This window comes from Cupriavidus sp. WGlv3, assembly GCF_023952475.1.
Classification (GTDB): domain Bacteria; phylum Pseudomonadota; class Gammaproteobacteria; order Burkholderiales; family Burkholderiaceae; genus Cupriavidus; species Cupriavidus phytorum.
Map to the genome: position 1 here is coordinate 643,497 of NZ_JALHRX010000002.1, position 17,664 is coordinate 661,160.

The 17,664-nt window shown below is 66.8% G+C and carries 14 protein-coding genes; 10 read left to right on the forward strand and 4 right to left on the reverse strand.

What is annotated here, in order from left to right; all coding sequences use genetic code 11:
* Positions 1–339: 339 nt before the first annotated feature.
* Positions 340–1,218, reverse strand: coding sequence for an OST-HTH/LOTUS domain-containing protein (locus MKD38_RS06270; protein WP_252675265.1), 879 nt, complete (start codon positions 1,216–1,218; stop codon positions 340–342).
* 682 nt (positions 1,219–1,900) lie between these two features.
* Here MKD38_RS06270 and MKD38_RS06275 point away from each other — a divergent pair.
* The 8 genes from MKD38_RS06275 (at position 1,901) to MKD38_RS06310 (ending at position 9,636) form a co-directional block, all read left to right on the forward strand.
* Positions 1,901–2,590 (forward strand): TetR/AcrR family transcriptional regulator, encoded by a 690-nt coding sequence (locus MKD38_RS06275; protein WP_252675266.1) that lies wholly within the window; start codon positions 1,901–1,903, stop codon positions 2,588–2,590.
* A gap of 95 nt (positions 2,591–2,685) precedes the next feature.
* Complete coding sequence (locus tag MKD38_RS06280; protein WP_252675267.1) at positions 2,686–3,090, forward strand: hypothetical protein; 405 nt, start codon at positions 2,686–2,688, stop codon at positions 3,088–3,090.
* A complete protein-coding gene (locus MKD38_RS06285; protein ID WP_252675268.1) occupies positions 3,087–4,232 on the forward strand; it encodes a thiolase family protein in 1,146 nt (381 codons plus the stop codon). Before MKD38_RS06280 ends, MKD38_RS06285 begins: the two co-directional genes overlap by 4 nt.
* A gap of 26 nt (positions 4,233–4,258) precedes the next feature.
* Positions 4,259–5,050 (forward strand): enoyl-CoA hydratase/isomerase family protein, encoded by a 792-nt coding sequence (locus MKD38_RS06290; protein ID WP_252675269.1) that lies wholly within the window; start codon positions 4,259–4,261, stop codon positions 5,048–5,050.
* Positions 5,051–5,100: 50 nt separating this feature from the next.
* The gene (locus MKD38_RS06295) at positions 5,101–5,913 is read left to right on the forward strand and encodes an SDR family NAD(P)-dependent oxidoreductase (RefSeq protein WP_252675270.1); all 813 of its coding nucleotides are present in this window, start codon (positions 5,101–5,103) and stop codon (positions 5,911–5,913) included.
* 53 nt (positions 5,914–5,966) lie between these two features.
* Complete coding sequence (locus MKD38_RS06300; protein WP_371925638.1) at positions 5,967–7,004, forward strand: NAD(P)H-dependent flavin oxidoreductase; 1,038 nt, start codon at positions 5,967–5,969, stop codon at positions 7,002–7,004.
* Positions 7,001–8,539 (forward strand): AMP-binding protein, encoded by a 1,539-nt coding sequence (locus MKD38_RS06305; protein WP_252675272.1) that lies wholly within the window; start codon positions 7,001–7,003, stop codon positions 8,537–8,539. The genes MKD38_RS06300 and MKD38_RS06305 overlap by 4 nt, the downstream gene beginning before the upstream one ends.
* A gap of 131 nt (positions 8,540–8,670) precedes the next feature.
* Positions 8,671–9,636 carry a Bug family tripartite tricarboxylate transporter substrate binding protein gene (locus tag MKD38_RS06310; protein WP_252675273.1) on the forward strand — a complete coding sequence of 322 codons (966 nt, stop codon included), beginning with the start codon at positions 8,671–8,673 and terminating at the stop codon, positions 9,634–9,636.
* Here the strand turns inward: MKD38_RS06310 and chrA are convergent.
* The gene (gene chrA, locus MKD38_RS06315; RefSeq protein ID WP_252675274.1) at positions 9,623–10,840 is read right to left on the reverse strand and encodes a chromate efflux transporter; all 1,218 of its coding nucleotides are present in this window, start codon (positions 10,838–10,840) and stop codon (positions 9,623–9,625) included. The genes MKD38_RS06310 and chrA overlap by 14 nt on opposite strands.
* Positions 10,841–11,207: 367 nt before the next feature.
* Here chrA and MKD38_RS06320 point away from each other — a divergent pair, with 367 nt between their 5' ends.
* Together MKD38_RS06320 and MKD38_RS06325 are read left to right on the forward strand one after the other, a co-directional pair.
* Entirely contained in the window at positions 11,208–12,761 is a 1,554-nt protein-coding gene (locus tag MKD38_RS06320) for a methyl-accepting chemotaxis protein (protein WP_252675275.1), read from the forward strand.
* Positions 12,762–12,894: 133 nt separating this feature from the next.
* Complete coding sequence (locus MKD38_RS06325; protein WP_092315066.1) at positions 12,895–13,146, forward strand: GlsB/YeaQ/YmgE family stress response membrane protein; 252 nt, start codon at positions 12,895–12,897, stop codon at positions 13,144–13,146.
* On the opposite strand, the gene MKD38_RS06330 is transcribed toward MKD38_RS06325, so the two are convergent.
* Together MKD38_RS06330 and MKD38_RS06335 are read right to left on the reverse strand one after the other, a co-directional pair.
* Positions 13,119–16,394, reverse strand: coding sequence for a transglycosylase domain-containing protein (locus tag MKD38_RS06330; protein ID WP_252675276.1), 3,276 nt, complete (start codon positions 16,392–16,394; stop codon positions 13,119–13,121). The genes MKD38_RS06325 and MKD38_RS06330 overlap by 28 nt on opposite strands.
* 227 nt (positions 16,395–16,621) lie before the next feature.
* Positions 16,622–17,659 carry an aldo/keto reductase gene (locus tag MKD38_RS06335; RefSeq protein WP_252675277.1) on the reverse strand — a complete coding sequence of 346 codons (1,038 nt, stop codon included), beginning with the start codon at positions 17,657–17,659 and terminating at the stop codon, positions 16,622–16,624.
* Between the last annotated feature and the right edge of the window lie 5 nt (positions 17,660–17,664).

Sequence of the window (17,664 nt, forward strand, 5' to 3'; positions counted from 1 at the left end):
CGCCGGTCCCGGCCCCTGCCTCGTCCGGCAAGCCTGCCGCACCATCGACCGGTGAACCGGGCTTCTACTGAACGGGAGGCAAGGGCATGGGCATGGAATTGCCACCACCGGAGTTGGAATCGAGCGAAGGCCGTTAGCGTGAAGAACACACGACACGAATCTTACGCGGCTTCGATTGGGTATGAACAGACCATGTTGCGGGGGTAAGCAAATAGTTTCGTCAACGCGGTGCTGAGCCCAAACGCAAGGAGCATCGAGTGATAGTTTATTGCTTACGCGATTTCCAGCTTGTCGGCATTTGTTCGGACTGCTGGCTCGTGAAGGCCGCTCTTTGCCCTCTTATACCGCTGTTTCTGCTAGCCGACTGCGATACCAGACCTCATTGCAGCCGCTGTCCTTATCCACCTGCTTGCGAATCTCGAACTGACGCGATTCGTGGATAACCTGCCGCCAGCTACTACAGCCATACCGTACCGGCTGCTGGTCCGGATGCTGCTCGCGTATCCATGCCGTGGCGGCATTGAGCTTCGTCCAACCATTGGTGGCGAATCTGGACTCCCCTTCTCGGAGACAGGAGACGGCCCTGCTTGTTGGCCAATCCACTGACCCATCCGGCCAGATACCATTCACTAGGAAGTCCTTAAAGGCCGTAGTCGCTGTGAACGACGCCGTCTGCGCCCATATTTCCTGCATGGACTTCGCCCAACCACGAAGGGTGAGGAAGTGGCCATCGATGGTCTCGAAACTTGCATCGAGGTGAGCGTCGGCTGCGGTGCAATCATCTACTTCCCAGATGTTGAATCGTTGCAGGAAGTGATGGACTAGCTCATTGCGCAGGTCCACCAGTTCCTTTAGCGCCGTCTTCATGGACTCATAGCGTTCCGGCTCCAACTCAATCTGAGAACGGAATCGGACCCAAAGGCCGCCATCGCCTGACTCGTCTTCGCAAGCTGCATCCTCGGCCTGGCTTGGCGTGAGATAGCCGTCAGTAAGCATGCCCACCAGAGTACCCAGGGTCTGTTTCCGCACACTCGCCACCTGCGCCTCACGGATGGCCTCCAACCGGGCAGGTGGCCCGGCAATGTCGTGGTTGGCGACGAGCGATTTGAGAAGAATTTCGTACTGCTGGAGACGAAGCAGGCAGCGTCCGAGCTTGCGCTGCACGGTGCGCTGCAAGTCGAGCAGGGCATCGGGATTGGCGGATGTTCCTGAGTCCATACAATCATTAACCTCGCACCGGTTGGCGCGCAATCACGTTGGATTGCACTCTACCAAGCGAATGATAGAGCACTCATGAATGGCGTCGTCAAAAACTGCTAGAACTGTTGCCGTCGACTGGTGCAAGGAAAAGAGGTTTGAGGACTTCGCCGGCGCAGGAGCGCGAAATCAGCATTGCCCGCAATGTTTGCTGCCGCAGATGGCTAAGGCCTTGGTTCCATAAGCCACCGCAGGACGTCCGACCGTCGCCATCGCAACGGGAAACATGGTCCCAAATGAGCGATTGGGGGCAAAGTCCAAGGGGCAAGCAGCGCACGACGACGGATGGTCGAGGGTGTGACGCTTAGGAGCGACGCTAGCTCGTGAGGGTCGAGGTACTCGTATTTTGAGTCATGCTTTGTATAGCAACAAAACATGTGCCTTATTCGGCAGTAACGACTTTACTTGCCGGAAGCCCGGTGACACGACGGTGGGAAAAGGGTTTTCGGGCGGTTTCGGTAATGACTTTATTGTCTCCTGACAGTTGTTGTTGTTGTTGATTGAGCGGCCTGCGCCGCTATGGCGGCGAACAGAAGCCCCGAACTCAGCCGCAAGATATTTACGGTACAACCCGCAAGTATCTTGGTTTACCCCTATGCGCGTTAACTTGCGGTACGTACCGCTTGTAAATAGAATGCGTTGCATGATGACCAAACTAGCCGCCACCCCTTTGGATCCGGACGAGGCCGCCAACTCGGGCGCTCAGACAAAGCGCCCGCGTCGAACACAGGCCGAACGCGTTGCGGAGTCTGATCGCCGCCTCCTGGAAGCCGCAACCCGCCTGGTTGCCGAGCGTGGCTACACCCATACGACACTCGAGGCTACAGGCATTGAAGCTGGCTATAGCCGCGGCCTGGTGCAGCACCGCTTTGGTACCAAGGACCGTCTGCTCGAAGAGCTCATCAAGCACATTGCAGACACCCACCGCGAGCGCTTGCTGGCGCGCACGCGTGGGCTGAGGGGTCTGGATGCCATCTTTTGCGAAATTGACTGCTATCTGGAAGGAATGGACAACCCGTCCGTCAATTCCCGCGCCTTCTTTGTGCTGATGCTCGAATCCATCGGGCCGGCGCCCCATATCCGACCGACGTTCGCAGCCATCAGTGCACGCTGGCACCGCGCCATGACGCGGCACATCGAAGCCGGTCAGCGAGCCGGCGAGATTCGCCCTGACATCAACGCAGCAAATGAAGCGCAGTTGCTGATCGCCACCGTACGCGGTCTGCGCACGCAATCCATGCTGAGTCCGACGACCAGCAATGTCGCGGTCGCTATCCAGGCGCTGAAGAACAGCCTGAGCGCCCGGCTGCGCGTGCCGCCACAACAAGCCTAGCCCCCGGTTTTTTGATTCCGCCCCCCCACACGGACGTTGCAACGCCCGGTGGGGCAGCGTTCGTCCATTCGATTCGAAAGTTGGAGGAAACACCGGTGCAACCACGCTCCATCGCAGAAAACGGAACCCGCATCCTGCAGGCCGCGTATTGCAGCGAGTGCAGCGGCTATAGCTTTCCGGCAAGCGTGCCCGGGTGCGGTCATTGCGGCGCAGTCCCCGAAGCACTCACTACAGTGGATTGCAACCGACCTGTGCAACTACTCAACGTCATCACGGTCCACGCAGCCCTGGCGCCCGGCCTGAGCGTGCCCGCTATCATCGGCGAAATCGAGCTGTGCCCGCGTCTTGTCGAGGAAGTCCGGATCGAAGCCGAGAGCGAAGCCGCAGTACCTCCCGGCACGTGGCTGGTGCCGACCTGGTGCGAAGACGCGGACGGAGGCAGCTGGGTGTTCCATCCCATGCCGGAAAAAGCGGCCCCGTCTCAGGGAGACCCAGCATGAACGGCTCACTGCTTAAGCAGCGCGCGGTCTATGTCATTGGCATTGGCCTGCATCCCTACCAGTTTCCCAGCGAGACACCGTATCTCCAGCTTGGCCTTGCCGCTGTCCGCGAGGCGCTGCGAGATGCCGGACTTGCCTGGCCTCAAGTGCAGAGCGCTTTCGTCGGCACCGCTGCATTGGGCATGGCAGCCGGCCGCGTGATGCTGCGCCACCTTGGCTCGACGGGGCTGGAAGTGGCGCAGGTCGAAAACGCTTCGGCATCCGGCTCGACGGCCTTCAGACTGGCCTGCCTCCAGGTTGCCAGCGGAGAACGCGATGTCGTGCTGGCGGCAGGCGTGGACAAATTTGGCGACGGCCGGCGCGCGGTGCTGAAAGATGGCCTGCCGCCCCTGAGTCCCAGCGCCAATGTTCCGCTGGTGAAATTTGCCCTGCTGGCACGCCGCTGCATGCGCGAACGAGGCCTGAAGCAGCAAGACCTCGCCGCGGTAGCAGTCAAGAACCATGGCAACGCGTCCCGCAATCCCAATGCGCAGTTCCGCAAACCACGCACGATAGAGCAGGTATTGAGTTCGCCGAAAATTGCCGGCGACCTGACCGCGATGCAGTGCTGTCCGCGCGGCGAAGGTGCCGCGGCCGTCATCGTGGTCTCGGATGAAGCCATCCGGCGCCTGGGCCTGGCGCGCTCTCGCGCCGTGCGAGTCCTCTCGTCCGTGGCCAGCAGCGAGGAGCTGGCACAAGACGCACCGGCGCTGGTCGAGCTGGTACGCAAGTCTTCGGCCGAAGCGCTCGCTCAGGCAGGTGTCGGTGCCAGCGAGCTCGACATCGTCGAGTTGCATGACGCCTTCACCATTGAAGAACTGCTGTACAGCGAGGCCATCGGGGTCTGCGCTCCCGGCGAAAGCGCTGCCTTCCTGGCGCGTGGCGCGTCGGGGGTCGGGGGCGAATGCGCAATCAATCCGTCGGGCGGCCTGATCGGCATGGGTCATCCGCTGGGCCCGACGGGAGTCGGACAAGTGGCGGAAATCACCCGCCAGCTACGTGGCGAAGCGCAAGGCCGCCAGCATCAGGGCGCCCGGCTTGGCCTGGCGCACATGATCGGCCTCGGATCCGTAGCGGTCGCGCACGTTCTCGCCCGCCAGTAAGGCAAATACCTGATCTCCGAACTCACATGGACTACTCAACCGTACTCTACGAACTTGTCGATGGCGTAGCGCTGATCCGGCTGAATCGCCCCGAGCGCATGAACGCAATCGGCGGCAGCATGAAGGCCGACCTGTCGCATGCGTTGTTCGAGCGGGCGCGCAGCGACGACGCGGTCCGCTGCGTGGTGATCACTGGCGCCGGGGACAGGGCTTTCTGCGCGGGTGCCGACATCAAGGAGCGCGCCGGGCGGGTCGTGCCACAGGCGCAGTACCACCTCGAGCAGAAGGCCACCCACGACCTGTTCCGCGCCATCGAGCAGTTCGAGAAGCCCGTCATCGCCGCGATCAATGGTGTGGCGCTGGGCGGCGGCCTGGAGATTGCGCTTTGCTGTGACGTGCGTATCGCGGCCCGCGGCGCCAGGCTTGGCCTGCCCGAAGCCCGGATCGGCGTGCTGCCCGCCGCCGGCGGCACGCAACGTCTGCCGCGTCTGGTCGGGCCAGGCATCGCAAAAGAACTGATGCTCACCGGTGACCACATCGATGCTGAACGCGCGCTCTCGATCGGACTGGTCAATCAAGTGGTCGCTGCAGCGCAGCTTCTGCCAACAGCATTGGCCATGGCCGGGCGGATGGCGGCCAACGCACCGCTGGCACTGCGCTATGCCAAGCATGCGATCGATCTCGGCCTGCAGGTCGGCATGGATGCCGGCCTGGAATACGAACGCTACGCCGCGGCGCTCGTGGTCTCCAGCGAGGACCGTAAGGAAGGCATGCGCGCTTTCGTGGAGAAGCGCACGCCCGTATTCCGCGGGCTGTGAACCTTGACCGGCATCGACACGCGCACCACTGAATCAACAGGAGGAATTTCATGGATCTGAACCTGAAAGACAAAGTTGCCTTCGTCACCGGCGCAGGGCAAGGCGTGGGCCGGCGCATTTGCCTGGACCTGGCCGCGGAGGGCGTCAAGGTGGCCGTGAATGATCTGTTTGCCAAGCGGGCCAATGCCGTGGTCGCCGAGATCGAGGCCGCCGGCGGCAGGGCTTTCGCCGCCGTTGCGGACATCACATCCGAAGCCGAGATCGATACCGCGATTGCTGCCTCGCGCGAAGCGCTCGGTGAAATCGACATCCTGGTCAACAACGCCGGGGTGCCGGTGGAGCGCCGCGAGAAAGGCGGCGCCGCCCCCCTCTTCCTCGACACCACCACGCAGGAATGGGAGCGCGTCATCCATCTCAACGTCTTCGGCATGATGCATTGCTGCAGGGCCGTGCTGCCGGGCATGAAGACGCGGCGCCACGGCAAGATCATCAACATCATGTCGGAAGCAGGCCGCGCGGGTGAAGCCCGCCTGGCGGTGTATTCCGGCGCCAAGGCGGCGATGCTGGGCTTCGCCAAGGCCATCGCGCAGGAGCACGGCCGCGACTGCATCAATGTCAACGTCATCGCCCTGGGCGCCATATCCCACGAAGGCATCGCTGAAGGCGCCCTTCATCCGTCGGCCACGCCCGAAACCAATGAGCGCCTTGGCAAGATGCTCAAGGCCTATCCGATCGCCCGCGGCCTGCAACGCCTGGCCCGCCCCGAGGATGTATCCGGCATGGTCTGCCTGCTCGCCTCTGACCGTGCCGCCTACATCACGGGACAGAGCATCGGCATCAGCGGCGGCCTGGTAATGATCTGAAGCCGCGAGGAGCCATGTTTCGCCATCAAGACGCTACGCGCGCGGCACCGCCATTGCGCACCCGCATCACCGAACTGCTGGGCATCGACCACCCGATCCTCGCGGGCGGCTTGATGTGGCTGTCCGATGCCCGCTACGTGGCGGCACTGGCCAGGGCGGGAGCCATGGCCTTTATCACGCCTCGCTCGTTCGATGGTCCCGACGCCTATCGCGCAGCACTGCGAGATTGCAGCCGCATGGCCGGCGGACGCCCGTTCGGCGTCAACATCACGCAATCCCGTCGCGCCGCCGAGAATGCGATGGTTCCCGCCTGGATCGACATGGCGCTCGAGCATGGTGTCCGATGCTTCGAAACCGTCGGTCCGTCTCCCGGACGCCTGATCGAACGAATCCATGCCGGCGGAGCCAAGGCCATCCACAAGTCGGCGTTCGTCGAGCACGCACTGAAGGCGGAGCACGCTGGCGCCGACGCCGTGGCACTGGTGGGTGCCGAGGCCGGCGGGCATCCCGGTACCAACGAGCTTTCCGCCTTCGTCTGCGGCGCCTTGGCGCTGCAACGGCTGACGGTTCCCCTGGCGCTCGGAGGCGGCATCGGTGACGGCCGCCAGATCGCCGCCGCGCTGGCGCTTGGCGCCGACGCCGTGGTCATGGGCACGCGCTTTCTGGTATCGGAGGAAATCTGGGCGCATGAGAACTACAAGCGCCATCTGGTCCGGCAGCCTGCCGAGGCTTCAACGCTGGCGATGCGTGCCTCCGGCAACCCGTGGCGCGTGCTGGATAACGCCACCGTGCGCGACATCGAGCGCCTTGAACAACAGGGCGCACGCCAGTACGCCGAGTTCGGAGCGCTGGCAACTGGCCGGCTCGGCCGCGATTACTGCTATCGGCAAGGTGACTGGAACACCGGCCTGCTGTCGATGGGCCCAGCCATCGGCTTTGCCGACGCGATTGAACCGGCGGCAAGCATTGTGACGCGCCTGATGACGCAGGCAATGCAGGCCGCCAGCCGGCTTGCGTCGATGTCCGGGCCGGTGCCGGCTCATGGTGCCGGCGCTGTCTTTGCTTCGCGAACACGGGAGACCACCGCATGAACCCAGACCTTGCCATTCAATTCGGCAACCGCCGGATCAGCGCTCAGGCGCTGCGGCAGGACGCCGACCGGGCCGCTACAGGCTTTGCCGAACTCGGCCTTCAGCCAGGCGACGCGGTCGCTGTCTTGCTGCGCAACGACGTGCCCTACCTCGAAGCCATGCTGGCGCTCGACCGCCTGGGGGTGCACCTTGTGGCCATCAACTGGCATTTCAATGCGGAGGAAGCCGGCTATATCCTGCGAGATTGCGAGGCCAAGGTTCTGGTCGTCCATGCCGACCTCCTTGCCGGCATAGCGAGTACTGTTCCGGAAGGGGTGCAGGTGCTGGTCGTGCCGACCCCGGCCGAGATCGTGGATGCCTATGGGCTTGCGGAGACCGCGCTCGAGTTGCCCGAAGGTGCCCGCGCCTGGCCCGCATGGCGCGACAGCTTCCCACCTTCAACCGCGGCTCGTGTGCGCTCGGTGGGCAGCATGCTCTATACATCGGGCACCACCGGACGACCCAAAGGCGTCATGCGCCTGCCTGGCGCGCCACGCCAGCATGACGGCTCGCTGCGCGTGCGCGCCATGGCAAGCCAGGCGCGACCGGGAATGCATTGCGCCATCGTCGGGCCGCTGTACCATGCCGGCCCCAACTCGGCGGCGCGCATGGCGCTGGAGTTCGCTGCGCAAATCGTGGTGCTGCCGCGCTTTGACCCCGAGCAGTTGTTGCAGACCATCGAGCAATACCGGATCACCCATCTGTCGCTGGTGCCGATCATGCTGGTGCGGCTACTGAAGCTTCCTGAAGCCGTCCGCCGGCGCTACGACACGTCTTCGCTTGAGAATGTGACCCACGGCGGCTCTCCCTGCGCGCCCGAAGTCCGTCGCGCCATGATCGAATGGTGGGGGCCCATCGTGAATGAAACCTACGGCTCGACCGAAGCCGGCCTGGTGACGTTCGCCACCTCGGCGGAGTGGCTGGCGCGCCCCGGCACGGCAGGCCGTCCGTTCCCCGGCACCTCGATCCGCATTCTTGACGCAGAAGGCAAGGCGTTGCCCGCGGGCGAAGTGGGCGAGATCTACGTGAACACCGGGGACAACGCCCTGCCGTTCACCTATCGCAACAACGACGCGCAGCGGCGCGCCATCGAGCGGGACGGCTATATCACAAACGGCGATGTCGGCTGCCTGGATGCCGACGGCTATCTGTACATCACGGACCGCAAGCGCGACATGGTGATCTCCGGCGGCGTGAACATCTACCCGGCCGAGATCGAACATGCTCTGGTGGCAAACCCGCTGGTTGCTGACTGCGCCGTGTTCGGCATACCCGATGCCGAGTTTGGTGAAGCCGTCGCCGCCGCCGTCGTGCCGGCCCCTGGCAGCGCGATCAGCGAGACCGACGTGCGCGACTGGCTGCGCCAGCGCGTCGCCGGCTACAAGGTGCCCCGGCTGGTGGAGTTCCACGATGCCCTGCCCCGCGACAGCATGGGCAAGGTCTTCAAGAACCAGCTGCGCGCACCGCACTGGGAACGCGCCGGCCGGGCCATCTGATGGTTCAACGGCGCATATCGCCTCGAGGCACGTCGAACCCGGGGCATTCCGAATGACGAAGTGAGCCAGCTTGGCGGAAGTCCCTGCCCGCGAGCCGGCGCCGCGAAATTCATATCAGAAGGAGACGACAGGTGAAGGTCATCGCAACCATGCTACTTGCGGCGGCAAGTCTCGGCGCTACGGCGACATCTGCAGAGCCGGCCTATCCATCCAGGCCGATCCGTTTGATGGTGGGCTTCGCCGCCGGCAGCATCACCGACATTACGGCGCGGCAGATTGCCGCCGGAATGGGCAAAGAGCTGGGCCAGCCTGTCGTGGTGGACAACCGCACCGGCGCCGGCGGCAATATCGCCAGCGCCGAGCTTGCCCGGGCTCGCCCCGACGGCTATACGCTGATGGCGACCACACCGGGGCAGTTGGTGGTGAATCCCCTGACCCAGAAAGCCATCGGCTTCGACCCTGAAACCAGGTTCACGCTCATCAGCCTCGTCAATGAGGGTCCCTTCGTCTTTGTGGTGCCGGCAAACTCCAGGTTCAAAAGCGTGCCGCAGCTGGTAGCCTGGGGCAAGGCCAATGGGGGAAAGCTCACCTATGCCTCGGCCGGCATCGGCACAACTTCGCACATCGCTGCCGAGATGTTGCAGGTATTCGGCGGCATCAAGGCTGTGCATGTGCCCTATCGCGGAGGTTCGCAGGCGACCAACGACCTCATTGCGAGGCGTGTCGATTTCATGATCGACAGTCTCGGTTCCGTCGGGCAGCAAGTGCAGGCAGGTCAGATCCGGATTCTGGCAACGGGTGGCCCCAGCCGCCTGCCTCAGTTTCCAGACATACCGACGCTATCGGAAACGTACCCGGACTTCATCGCTTCGTCCTGGCTCGGTGTGATAGGGCCGCCGGGTCTTGCGCCGGCTGTAGTCGCCGCCCTGGCCAGGGCGGTCGAACGCAGCGCACGCGATCCGCATTTCGTGGCAAGCCTCGAACAGCGCGGCGGCCGTGTGGCCAAGCCAGGACCGGACGCATTCTCGTCGCTGGTGGACAAAGAACGCGCTCGCGTCGAGCGCACGATCGTGAGCGCGGGAATCACGCTTGAATGAGCCATCCCGCCACAGCCGCCACCAACACCACCAGCCACGGCGGCAGCTTCCAGCGCATCAGCGCCACCAGCGCCAGCGCCACCAGCACGATGTCCAGCGGGCCCTGCACCGCGCTGGTCCACACCGGATGCCACAGCGCCGCCAGCAGCAGCCCGACCACGCCGGCGTTGATGCCGGCCAGCGCCGCCTGGGCGCGCTGGTTGCGGCGCAGGCTTTCCCAGAACGGCAGCGCGCCCAGCACCAGCAGCGCGCCGGGCAGGAAGATGGCCAGCGTGCACAGCAGCCCGCCGGCCAGGCCCGTGGGCGGGTTCTGCATGGCCGCGCCGAGGAACGCGGCGAAGGAAAACAGCGGCCCCGGCATGGCCTGCGCCGCGCCGTAGCCAGCCAGGAAGGCTTCCTTGCCGACCCAGCCGGGCGCGACCACGGCCGCATCCAGTAGCGGCAGCACCACATGCCCGCCGCCGAACACCAGCGCGCCGGCGCGGTAAAAGGCATCGAACACGCGCACGGCCGGGTCGGCGGCCCACTGCGCCAGCAGCGGCAGGCCGGCCAGCAGCGCGGCAAACAGCGCCAGCGCCAGCACGCCGCCGCGATGCGTTACCGGCAGGCGCAGCGGTTCATGCGCACCGCCCAGCGCCGGCCGCAACAGGGCCATGCCGGCAACCGCGGCGGCGGCCATCAGTGCCACCTGCGCCCACGGCCCCGGCCAAGCCAGCACGGTGCCGGCCGCCACCAGCATGATGGCGATGCGCACCGGGCCGACGCACAGCGTCCGCGCCATGCCCCACACCGCCTGCGCCACCACCGCCACCGCCACCAGCTTCAGCCCGTGCAGCGCGCCCGGCGCCGCGGCCATGCCGTAATGGGTCACCCCCAGCGCGAACACGATCATGGCCAGCGCCGACGGCAGCGTGAAGCCCACCCATGCCGCCAGCGCGCCGCCATAGCCGGCGCGCGCCAGCCCCAGTGCGATGCCGGTCTGGCTGCTGGCCGGTCCGGGCAGGCACTGGCACAGCGCGACCACGTCGGCATAGGCCGCCTCGCTGAGCCAGCCGCGCCGGCGCACCAGTTCCTCGCGGAAATACGCCAGGTGGGCCACCGGGCCGCCGAACGAGGTCAGGCCGAGCCGCAGGAAGATCAGGAACACGGCAAGCGGCCCGTCGTGGCCGCGGGTGTCGTCGGAAGGGCTGGGCAAGGAAGCCATGGGGCGGTTTGCGGGCAAACGGAAGCGTGTGGAGGCGTGCGGAGGACAGCGCAGATTCTGACCGATTTTGCCGGCCCGGAGGTGACAAAGCGAAGGCAGAAGCACGCGCACGCGCCGAACGGCGCAAGCGAAGCGTTGCATAGCGCACAGGGTCGAGCCCGGCTTTTGAAACCAATCAACCACACCGTCAGTGTGGCGTAGCTACCTCAATCAAGTTACGTCCGTTTTGCGCCGTTATGCCGCTGACGCATGCGCCGTTTGGCCCTTGTCCCCCAGCAGGCGGTCAACCGCGCCCACCGGCGTGGCACGGCGATGCGCATCACCGACGAGAAGCGTAAAGCGCGAAGAAGATGGAGGAGTGGAAGCGATGCTGCACAACCTGAGCCTGAAGAAAAAACTGCTGTTGCCGCTGGTGCTGAGCTGGGTCTGCCTGCTCGGCATCACGCTGTGGAACGCGTGGCACATCCGCACGCTGCGCATGGAGGAGCGCCGGCTCGACCTGGCCCACGTCACCGACACCGCGGTCTCGGTGGTGGCCGAGTACGAGGCCCTGGCCAAGGCCGGCAAGCTGCCCGCCGAGGAAGCGAAGCAGCAGGCGATCGAGCGCGTGCGCGCGATGCGCTTCGGCGCCGACGGCTATTTCACGCTGATGCGCTCCGACACCGTGGTGCTGATGCACCCGTTCAAGCCGGAGATGAACGGCAAGGCGATGGAGGGCATGAAGGACCCCAACGGGGTCTACCTGTTCCGCGACATCGCGGCGATCGGCAAGGGCCCGGGCAAAGGCTTCGTCGAATACCTGTGGCCCAAGCCGGGCGCGCAGGCGCCGCAGCCCAAGCTGAGCTACGTGGCCAACTTCCGTCCGTGGGACTGGAACTTCATCGCCGGACTGTACCTGGACGACATCGAGGCGGCGTTCCGCCAGGAGCTGTGGAAGGCGCTGGGGCTGCTGCTGGCGGTCGGCGCGCTGATGTCGCTGGTGATGGTGCGGGTCGCGGCCAGCCTGCAGCGTCAGCTGGGCGGCGAGCCGGCCACCACCGCGCAGATCGCCGGGCGCATTGCCGAAGGCGACCTGGCCGGCCAGGTCGAGCTGCGCGCCGGCGACCAGCACAGCGTGCTCCATGCCATGCACCGCATGCAGTCGCGCCTGACCGGCGCGATCGGCAGCATCCGCGGCTCGGCTGATTCGATTGCGGGCGCGGCCAAGCAGATTGCCGCGGGCAATGCCGACCTGTCGCGCCGCAGCGAGGAGCAGGCCGCGTCGCTGCAGGAAACCGCCGCGAGCATGGAGCAGCTTACCAGCACCGTGCGCCAGAGCGCCGAGAACGCGCGCCAGGCCAGCCACCTGGCCGAGGGCGCGTCGGACATCGCCGTGCGCGGCGGCGCCATCGTCAGCCAGGTGGTCGACACCATGGGCGAGATCAAGAGCGCCTCGGGCAAGGTGGTCGACATCATCGGCGTGATCGAGGGCATCGCCTTCCAGACCAATATCCTGGCGCTCAACGCCGCGGTCGAGGCGGCCCGCGCCGGCGACCAGGGCCGCGGCTTCGCGGTGGTGGCCGGCGAGGTGCGCACGCTGGCCCAGCGCAGCGCCACCGCGGCCAAGGAGATCAAGGCGCTGATCGGCAATTCGGCGCAGCGCGTCGAAGACGGCGCGGTGCTGGTCGAGAACGCCGGCAAGGCGATGGACGAGATCGTCGACGCGGTCAAGCGCGTGACCGACCTGATGGGCGAAATGCGCGCCGCCACCGAGGAGCAGACCGGCGGCATCGAGCAGGTCAACCAGGCGGTGTCGCAGATGGACCAGATGGCGCAGCAGAACGCGGCGCTGGTGGAACAGGCCGCGGCCGCCGCCGCGTCGCTGGAAGACCAGGCCGAGGCGCTGCACCGCGCCGTGGGCCAGTTCCGCCTGGCGGCCTGAACCGGGCGGCCCGGGACGATCGCCCCGCCATCCGCCTGCCGCGCCCTGCGTGTATGATGAAGCGAAGCCGGCCGCACAGTTGGCCGGCCCAGTGCATCAGACCGTTACCGCAGACCACTGACAGGAGCGCACCATGATGGCATTCATTGGCACCGTGTTCGTTGGCCTTATCGTCGGCCTGATCGCCAGGGCGGTAAAGCCCGGCGACGACAAGCTGGGCTGGATCATGACCATCATCCTGGGCATCCTGGGCTCGGTGGTCGCGGGCTACGTCGGCCGCGCGCTGGGCTGGTACCAGCCGGGCGAGCCCGCCGGCTGGGTCGCCTCGGTGCTCGGCGCGATCGTGCTGCTGGTGATCTACGGCATGGTGCGCCGCAAGGCCTGACTGGCGCGGCGCACGCCGGCCGCGTCGTTGTCGGCGAGGCCCGGCGCCTGGGGCGCGGGCGGCGGCGGCATCGCGGCCACCTCCTGCCGCGCCGGCGGCTGCAGCGCGGCTTCCAGTCCCGCTCCCAACCCGTCGGCCAGCACCGTGCCGGGTATGCCGTCGGCGGGTGACGCCATGGTCGGCGCGAGCGGGGGGCGCAGGCCCGGGGCCGCGTCGCGGCAGCGCAGCAGCGCGCGGTCGCCGCCCGGCGCCATCGCCGACACCTGCGGCGCGATCGCGCGCAGCACCCGCACCGCGAGCGCGCTGGTAAAGCTGTAGCGCGCCGCGTACGGTTCACGCACATTGACCACCACGGTGCCGAAGAAGCGCTCGCCCAGCGTGAACACGAAGGTCGCCGAACGGTTCACCGAGCGCGACGAGATCAGCCGCCCGCCCGGCCCGTAGACCTGGAAGCGCTGGTCGCCGGTGCCGGTCTTGCCGGCCACGGTCAGGGTGGCGCCATCGCGCCCCGGCACCGTGAAAGCACCGCGGATCGACTTGGCGGTACCGCGCTCCACCACATCCAGCATCGAACGGCGCGCCAGCTCGGCCACCTCGGCCGGCAGCACGCGCTTGCCCGGGCCGGGCTGCAGCACGTAGCGGGTGGCGTACGGGGTGCCGTCGGCGAACGCCAGGCTGCGCACCGCCGCGTTCTGCGTGACCACGCCGCCCGACAGCAGGATGCCGGCCAGCTCGGCCAGCGCCGCGGGGCGATCGCCGGCGGCGCCGATGGCGCTGGCATACGACGGCGTCAGCGAGTCGAACGGATAGCCCAGCCGCTGCCAGCGCCGCGCGATGCGCACGAAGGCGTCCTGCTCCAGCAGGGTGCGGATGCGGTTGTCCTGGCCGGCCTTGCTGCGCGTCTTGAACAGCCACTTGTACACCTCCTGGCGCTCGGCGGTGCTGGCGCGCAGGATCTCCGCCAGCGTCGCATCGGGATGCTGGTCCAGGTATTCCACCATCCACAGTTCCAGCGGATGCACCCGCGACAGGTAGCCGCGGTCGTTCAGGTTGAACTTGTCCTTGCCGTACTTGCGGTACAGCGCCGGCAGGTCTTCCTTGGCCAGCTGCTTGTCGCCCAGGCGCGCGCGCATGATGCGGATATAGCTGTCTTCGTCCAGCGCGGGCCGCGCGCTCAGCAGCGTCACCGACATGCGCACCGCGTTCAGGTGCGGCGTGGTCATGCGCACCCGCCCCAGCAGCGTGGCCAGGCGCTGCTCGGAAGTCTTGCCGCGGTAGCGCTGGTAGAAGTTGGTCATGTAGGCACTGCCTTCCTGGTCGGCAAAGCGCTCCAGGTAGGCGCGCCGGCCGGGCGCGTCGCGGTCTTCGAACAGGTTGCCGATATCCGGGCTGGCGTGGAAGGTCTCGTAGCGCACGATGTCGCGCATCATGCGGATGAAGACCAGGTTGACCGAATGCTGGAACGCGGTGCGCACGGTCAGGTTGCGCAGGCCCGAGTCGCGCTCGAAGTTGGTGAAGCTCTGCAGGCCGCCGCCGGTGTAGAAGGCTTCGCCGGCACCGCCGGCATACTTGCGCTCCATCGCCGCCTCGAGCATCGGCATCAGCTCGCGCTCGGCCGGCTTGCGCGCCTTGGCCAGGTAGTCGACCGCCCAGCGGCTGAGCGCGTCCTGGCGCGCCAGCGGCAGCGCGGCCAGTTCGGCGCTGGTCATGCCGGCATAGCGCGCGTGCAGTTCGCTGATGATCTCCAGGTAGGTCACCAGCGTGCGCAGCTTGGCGGTCGAGCCCAGGTTCAGGCGCGCGCCGCTGTTGATATCGAACGGCTGGTCGATATTGTCGGCCTGGATCCGCACCACGCTGGCGTTGCCGACGCGCTCGTACAGCGTGAAGCTCGCCATCAGCCGGGACGGATCGTCGTGGTCGCGCAGCAGGTTGTGGCCGTACAGGCCCATGGCGCGCGCGTCGGCCTTGTTGTTCACGCGCTGCAGCGTGTCGACGACGCTGCGCTGGGCTTCGCGGTTGATGGTGCTGTCCACGGTCAGGTCGAGCCGGTCCATGTCATAGCGGCTCTCGACCCCGGTCAGCCGGGTGATGTCGGCGCGCACGCGGTTGACGGCCTTGCGCGTGACAAAGGGCTCCTGCGGCGGGCGCTGCGGCGCCGACGCCTTGTCCAGCGGCTGCGCCAGCGCGGCGTCGCGCAGCTCGGCGGTGATGATGCCGTTGGCCGCCATCAGGCGCAGGTAGCTGCCGGTCAGCGCATCCAGGTTGGTGTCGTCGCGGCGCAGGTGGTACGACGGGCGGCGCTGCGAGATGACCAGCGACAGCGCCCGCTTGAACGCCTGCGCCTGGCGCGGGTCCGGCGCGCGCTGGTCCATCTCCTTGAGCAGCCGGTTGACCTCGCCGAAATCCTCGCCGTACCAGACCCACAGCGCATCGCCGATGCCGTTGATCTCGCCGAAGCCGGCGCGCGCCGACAGCGGCACCGTATTCAGGTAGTCGACCACGATGCGCTCGCGCGCGCGCTGGGTGTCCGGGCCGTCCAGGTAGGCGCGCAGCGATGCCGACGCCATCTGCCGGAATTTTTCCGGGATCGAGGTGGTACGGCCCTCAGGCGAGTGCCGGTATTTCTCGATCTGCGTCGCCAGCGTGCTGCCGCCGGGCGCGTCGTGCGACTTGTCGGCCAGCCGGATCATCTGGTCCAGCACCGCGCGCGACAGCCGGCGCCAGTCCAGCGCCGGGTTCATGTTGGGATATTCCGGATTGAGCAGGCCCTGGTTCTCGACGTACAGCAACGCGCTCACCAGCACCGGCGGCACCGCGCCGAAATCTGCGTACTGGCGCTGCGGGTAGCGCTCGAACGCCAGCGTCAGACCATTGCAGTCGCGCAGCAGCAGGCCCGCCTGGTTCTTTTCGCGATAGGGCGTGAACAGGCCCTCGTCGATCAGCCGCACCATGTCGGGCGACATGCGCGCCTGTTCGGCGGGCACGTAGCCGCGCTGCTCCAGCCGCTGCGCGAACAGCGGCAGCCTGCCGTAGCCCATGCGGGCGTCATAGGGTCCGGAATGCGGGAAGCGGATGCTGTCGCTGGCACCCGGCTGGATCTCGAACGTCAGCCGCTGGCCCAGGCTGCCGATCAGCCGCGCCTGCCAGTGCGAGTTGCGCACCTCGCTTGCGACAACGCTATACACGACATAGGCGCCGCCGGTGAGGGCGACCGCCAAGCCAGCGAAAATCCAGCCACGACGCGACACGTTTGGGCTTCCCTGGTGGGCCGGCGCAGCGCGCAAACTCTCCTTGCGCCGGCTCGAAGCGCGATGTTTTCGCGGTGCGCGCCTTACGCGCGCCCGCCTGTCTTGATATTAGTAGGAGTCGCGCCCGGGTGCATCAAGCACGCGTGGGCGTCGCGTGCCGTTGCTGGCGGGCGTCACTCCAGGCAGCGCCCGCGCCACTTGCGACGCGTCCGAAAGGCGGCGCCGGATTATCGGCCAGCCGACGCGCGCACCACGGGCCGTCCGATCAGCGGATAGCCCGGATCGTTGTAACCGGGCGTCGAGGCATGGCCCGGCGACACCAGCGCATCGATCATCGCCTCTTCGTCCGGCGTGATCGCGGCCCCGAGCGCGCCGAAGTAATCCTCGAACTGGGCCAGCGTGCGCGGGCCGGCGATCACCGACGAGATGATCGGGTTGGCCAGCACCCAGGCGGTGGCGAACTGGCCCGGGGTCAGCCCGCGCGCCTCGGCATGGGTCTTGAGCTGCTGCGCGATGACCAGCGATTCCTCGCGGAACTCGGTCTCCATCATGCGGCGGTCGGCGCGGCCCGCGCGCGTGCCCCCGGCCGGCGCCTGGCCGGGCGCGTACTTGCCGGTCAGCACGCCGCGCGCCACCGGGCTGTAGGGCACCACGCCCAGGCCGTAGTGCTCGCACGCGGGCAGGATCTCCACCTCCGGCAGCCGGTTCAGCAGGTTGTAGTACGGCTGGCACGCCACCGGGCGCGGCACGCCCAGCTCGCCGCACAGCCGCGCGATCTCGGCGATGCGCCAGCCGCGGAAGTTCGACACCGCCCAGTAGCGGATCTTGCCGCTGCGCACCAGGTCGCCCATGGCGCGCACCGGCTCTTCCAGGTTGGCGCCGGGGTAGTCGCGATGCAGGTAGAGGATGTCGATGTAATCGGTCGCCAGCCGGTGCAGGCTGTCCTCGACCGCGCGCGTGATCCACGCGCGCGAGTAGTGGCCGTGGTTGGGCGCGGCCTGCATGGCGTTGCCGAGCTTGGTGGCCAGCACCCAGTCGTGGCGGTCGGCCGTCAACAGGCGCCCGACCATCTGCTCGGACGCGCCCTTGCTGTACACGTCGGCGGTATCGATGAAGTTCACGCCGTGGTCACGCGCGCTGGCGACGATGCGGCCGGCCTCGGCCTCGTCGGTCTGGTCGGCGAACATCATGGTGCCCAGGCACAGCGCCGAGACGCGCAGGTTGCTGGCGCCGAGGCGGCGGTACGGCATGGAGAGGTCTGGCATGGCGG